Source organism: Spongiibacter sp. (genome assembly GCF_041602295.1).
GTDB lineage: Bacteria > Pseudomonadota > Gammaproteobacteria > Pseudomonadales > Spongiibacteraceae > Spongiibacter.
Genome location: NZ_JBFIGO010000146.1, coordinates 1 through 5,199, shown reverse-complemented (window position 1 = coordinate 5,199; position 5,199 = coordinate 1). Strand labels below are relative to the sequence as shown.

At 60.5% G+C, this 5,199-nt stretch carries 5 protein-coding genes; 1 reads left to right on the top strand and 4 read right to left on the bottom strand.

The features are described 5' to 3' along the window. Positions 1–546 (top strand): cytochrome P450 (locus ABYM29_RS14710; RefSeq protein ID WP_372865543.1); only part of this gene is annotated, 546 nt, incomplete at its 5' end. Positions 547–602: 56 nt separating this feature from the next. On the opposite strand, the gene ABYM29_RS14705 is transcribed toward ABYM29_RS14710, so the two are convergent. The 4 genes from ABYM29_RS14705 to ABYM29_RS14690 form a co-directional block, all read right to left on the bottom strand. Next, positions 603–1,076: a nitroreductase/quinone reductase family protein gene (locus ABYM29_RS14705; RefSeq protein ID WP_372865542.1), complete on the bottom strand. Its 474-nt coding sequence runs from the start codon at positions 1,074–1,076 to the stop codon at positions 603–605. Between the two features lie 100 nt (positions 1,077–1,176). Beyond that, positions 1,177–2,307: a PepSY-associated TM helix domain-containing protein gene (locus ABYM29_RS14700; protein ID WP_372865541.1), complete on the bottom strand. Its 1,131-nt coding sequence runs from the start codon at positions 2,305–2,307 to the stop codon at positions 1,177–1,179. A gap of 12 nt (positions 2,308–2,319) precedes the next feature. Then, positions 2,320–4,482, bottom strand: a complete 2,163-nt coding sequence (locus ABYM29_RS14695; RefSeq protein WP_372865540.1) for a TonB-dependent receptor — start codon at positions 4,480–4,482, stop codon at positions 2,320–2,322. 59 nt (positions 4,483–4,541) lie between these two features. Beyond that, positions 4,542–5,199 (bottom strand): SidA/IucD/PvdA family monooxygenase (locus ABYM29_RS14690; RefSeq protein ID WP_372865539.1); only part of this gene is annotated, 658 nt, incomplete at its 5' end.

Below are 5,199 nucleotides of genomic sequence, written 5' to 3'. Positions count from 1 at the left end.
GACGGCGAGCTGATTTCTGAAGCGGAATTTGCCAGCTTGTTTGTGCAAATTGCCGTGGCCGGCAATGAGACTACCCGCGGTTTGATCAGCTCGGGCATGTACGAGCTGCTGCAGCGCCCCGAGCTCTATCGCCAACTGGAAGCCGATCCGGCACAGTTGCCGGGGGCTGTAGAGGAAATGCTGCGCTGGACCTGCCCACTGCACTATTTCCGCCGCACCGCGACCTGCGATACCCGTCTGTCAGGCGTCGACATTAAAGCGGGGGATCGCGTGGTGATGCTCTACAGCTCGGCCAATTTTGATGAAGCGGTGTTTGAGCAGCCGATGACCTTCGATATCCACCGCCAGGACAATCCGCATATGGCCTTCGGCCACGGTATTCATTTGTGTCTGGGCGCCAATTTGGCGCGGATGGAAGCGCGCATCTTCTTTGAGGAGTTTTTCAAACACTTCGGCGGACTGGAGTTGCTGGAAGCGCCCCGCTACATTCGCTCCAATTCGATTCACGCCTTTAAAACCATGCCGGTGCGGCTGCTGCCTCGCTAAACCGCGCCCGGCCCTGTGCAAGGCCGGGCAAGCGTTTAGAGAAAGCGCCGCCAAACTCAGTTCAGCGGATCGAAAATCAACACCGGGATGCGGCGAACGTCGGCCGTGCGCAGGCGGTATTCCCGGTAGTCCGGGTACATTTTCTCCAACTGTGGCCACAGCTGGACTTCTTCCTGCTCATTGGCTTCGCGCATGCGATAGCGCTTTTTCTGATTGCCCACCTGAATAGTCACTTCCGGACTGGCTTTTACATTGTGATACCACACCGGGAGTTTCGACATGCCGCCCTTGGAGGCGGTCATCACCACGCTGTCACCGTGCATTAAATACAACAGCGGCACCTTGCGCACCAGCCCGGACTTGCGTCCCACTGTAGTTAAAATCGCCACCGGCGCGCCAAGAAATTTATTCCACAGGCGACCGCCCGTCCATTCGTACACCTTTACCTGCCAGCGGCCAATGCAACTAATCAGCCAGGCACCAAACTTTTCCTGCTTGGCGGTGTAGGGTTTGATGGTCTTGTCTGTCATACGTGCGCTCACTCAAACGGGATTTGCCAACAGTGTAAACAAACCCCGCCGGCGTTGAATCACCCAAGCAAATGAGGCTGACCGGTATTAGCGCGGCGCCCTATGGCTCAACATTTAGCACTGCGGCATCGCGGGGCTCGTCCCGGACGCCGCGACGGCGGCCCGATGTACGTTTGCGCTGCCAGCCGTACCACCAAATGGCAACGCCGCTCAGGCAAAAATACACCAGCCCAAGGGCGGCAAACAGCCAGACACTTTTACCGGCAGCGCCCAGCGGCGCGGCAATATGCAGGGGGTAAAGGCTGTCGAGGACGCGCTGAGTGTTATTGCGCTCGTCGATCAGATAGGCATCGATCAGCTCGCCACTGCGCGGGTGAAAATACAATTCCGAGCGCCCGCTGGGATGCCACTCCTTGGCAAAGCGCCAGCGAAACACCACTGGCTGTGCGGGCTTGTGCGGCAAAATGACAAACTGCGGCTCGCCGCCACCGGCGCGCTGGCGTGCTGCGCTAACCAGCGCATCCAGGCTGAGATCGACACTGAGTGGGCTGGCGGCGTCGCCTAGCTGCGGCCGGTGCATACGCGGCGGCTCGCCGCTGAGGCCGCTGGCCAATTTTTCACTCCATTCGTGGAAACTCAGCGCCACACCGGTGGCGACAATAAACAGCAGCAGCAGACTTAGTACCGCGCCAATCGCGCGATGACTGGTGAACAAAAATACCCGGGGATTGCGCCATTGAATACGCAAGGCGCTGCGCCAACGGCGGCGTGGCCACCAGCGGATAAGACCGGTAATCAGCAGCGGCAAACACAGCAGCCCGGCCAGCCCCAGCAGGATTTCCAGCGCCTCGCCGCCGATCACGCCGGTGTGCACCGCCTCGATAATATCCACCGGTTCGGCCCACACCGAGCGGCGCACTAGCAGCTCAAGTGTGTCCGGATGAAAATACAGCCGCTCGCCCAGCGCGCTGTCCAGCACCACGCGGTAACTGCTGCGACCGGGGCGAGGCCGGTCGATAAATATCACCTGACTGTCTGGCGCCGCCGCCTCGGCGGCCGCCCTCACCGCATCAAACGCTGCACGGTTTGTCCCCGCCACTGCGGGGTTCAGCTCAGGCTGCAGGGCGCTGTCCAGGCGATTGCCGTACAACAGCAATCCGCCAGTCACACCCTGAATTAGCAAAAATACGGCCAGGCCCAGACCCAGCCAGCGGTGTAGAGTTTTACTCACCTTGGCCACCGCTTACCAATGCAGCTCAACACCGAGGCCCATTTCCCGGGCCTGGCCAATAATCACCCCTTCCAAGCCATAGTTGTCGTTGCGAAAATGATCGCTGACATAAAACTCATCCAGCAGGTTTTGGCCGTAGGCGTAAACGCCAAAGCGCGCCGTCTCGTAACCCAACTTGGCGTTGACCAAGCTGAAGCTGTCCAGCGCCATACTGCGGTCGTTGTCCGGGCTGGCGTAGGCACCGTCGGTATAGCTGGCGCTGGTATTGATAAACCAACCGTGGTGATGGCGGTATTGCAGGCCCGCGGTGAGATTGTAATGGGGGGCGTAGGCAAATTCCTGGCCGGAATAGTCGTTGTCGCGGTCACGGAAGTCGACAAAGCGGGTCTCTACATAGCCGGCGCCGAAAAACAGCGCCAGTGACGGTGTCGCCTCCACCTTCACTTCCAGCTCGGCGCCCTGCAATGTCGAGCGTCCGGCATTGCGGGTGACCACGGTATTGGCATCGGGACGAGTGCGCACTTGCTGGTCGCGCCAGTCGATATAAAACAGCGTGGCATTAATACTGGCCCAATCCCCCTGCCATTTCGCCCCCACATCATAGTTGTAGGTGGTCTCGGGGTCGAAGCTGTTGCGCTGACCCTCGCTGGTAATTTCAGCGCCGCCTGCGCGGTAGCCGGTGCTGGCGGTCACGAACAGGCGGGTGGCATCGTTCAGGCTATAGCTGACGCCTAATTTTGGCAGGAAGATGCGGTGTTGGCTGTCGACGCTGTAGGCGTTGTCGGGCAGCACCGTCGCCTTCAGCAGCGGGGCGACATCCACGGTGGGCTGGCCGGTAGCGGGGTCCAGCGCCTGGGCGCGCCGCAGGTAGAAGCTACCCTCGTCGGTGGCGCGATCCTCTTCCCAGCGCCCGCCCAAGGTCAGCGTCCAGTTGTCCGTCAAAAACAGGTCGGACTCGCCAAACAGTGCCAGGGTGTCCATCTTTCGGCCGGTGGTAATGTCGGCGTCGGCCTGCACCCGCGCGCCGCCCAGATCGTAGACCAAATCTTTGGAAATGGATTCGGAGTCGTTGGTTTCGCGCGAGGCATAAATGCCCACCACGGCATTGGCGTAGCGCTGTTGAATATTCAGGCGCAGCTCTTGCGACAGGTATTCAATGTCGGCGCTGTTGGTGAACATGCCGTTGTCTTCAGGGCCGACATCGTAGTCGCCGCGACGCTGCTGTTCGGTGCGGCTGGCGGTGGTCAAGGCCGTCAACTGGCGGCCCTCCCCCAGCTCCCAACGTTGCGTCAGCCCCAGCACATCGCTGTCGTCGTCAAAGAAGCCGTCGACATTGTCACTGGCTTGGCCTTGTTCGGCGGTTGCCAGCGGCAACAGTTCCGGCCCCTCGCGCAATTGGCTCTGTTGCGCGGTTAATTGCAGGGAATAACCGCCGTCGCTGCCCGGATCCCAGTGCAATTTGGCACGCTGCATCCGCCGCTCTCTGCGCTGCCAGTCGTCGCGATTGAGGGTGGTGTTTTCAATATTGCCGTCGCGGCGATTATCGTCAGTAGTCAGGCGCAGGCCAGCGCGCTCGCCCAAGGGGCCACTCACGCTCAGCGCATGTTGGCGACTGTTGTCGCTGCCGGCTTTGAGCAGCAAATCGGCGCTCCACTCGGGCGACGGGTCGCGGGTTTTAACAAACACCGCACCGGCCAGCGAGTTGGGGCCAAAGGCGGTGGATTGCGGGCCGCGATAGATTTCAATCTGCTCTACATCGAAGGTGTGCACGACGCCTCGCCCCTGCTGGCGAACGCCATCAATAAACAAATGCGCCAGCGATCGGCCACGGCCGGTAGAACCCTGGCTGGAGATACCGCGCAGAGAAAATTTATCCTCCCGCGAGGCGGTAACATTGGGCACCCGCAGCAGTAGGTCGTAGAGATCGGTCAGTTGCTGGGCTTTTAACTCGTCGGCGCCATAGACCGCGACACTGGCGGCGCTCTCGCTCAGCGGGCGCTGCAGGCGGTCGCCGGTTACAATCAGCTCCTCCAATTTCGGCGAGGAATTTTCGGTCGACACAGGCGCCGAGGGATCGCTGGCAGTTGTCTGGCGGGGCTGTTCGGCGGCTGCCGCGGCCGACAATAGGCACAGACCGGCCACAATAAGTTGCGGACAAGAGCGTAAGCTAGGCATGCAAGAGTTCCATTTTGCAGGGCGATAGATTTTGGTGGGCACGTTATCGATAATGCTTCTCATACGCAAGTGCTGCCGACGAATTTTTTGTCGTTGGCGGAGTCCCTAGGCTCAAGGTCAACGCTGTGCACGGGACGCCAGCTTGTCGAGCCCGCAGCGTCGCTGTTGGGGCCACAGGCCATGGCGGGCTCGGCCCAGTCAACCATTTGCAAAGACTGGCGCAAGTCAAAGACTTCACGCCCCACTAGATCGTTGATGATGGTCGCCGAGCGCCAGCACATCAGACTCATTTGAGGCTCGGCAATCCCGTGGCTGCTGCGCCCAGCATTCACGGCATACAGCCGTAAGTCTTCAGGGCCGTCCCACTGCACGCGAAAATTGCGGTCTAGCGCCAGCGGCTGATCACCGCCGCTGTGCAGTCGGTGAGCGATCGGCGCGAGATAGTCCGGCAGCCGCGCTTCAAAACCGCTGCAGCAGATCACCAGGTCCACCTGATAGTGTTCAGCCCGTTCCTGCAGCTGATTGCGTGCAGTTAGCCCCAGCCCGCCCGCACTGCCTGCCTCCGCTTTCATCGCTACCAGCTCACGGCCGGGAAGAAAGTGCACGGGGTAGCGCAAGTTACCCAGCGCGCGCTTTTCATACAGCGCGCGGTAGAGCGAACGCAGGGTATCCGGTGAAATGCCGTCTGAGGCCAGTTTTTGCTGCCGAACAATGGCG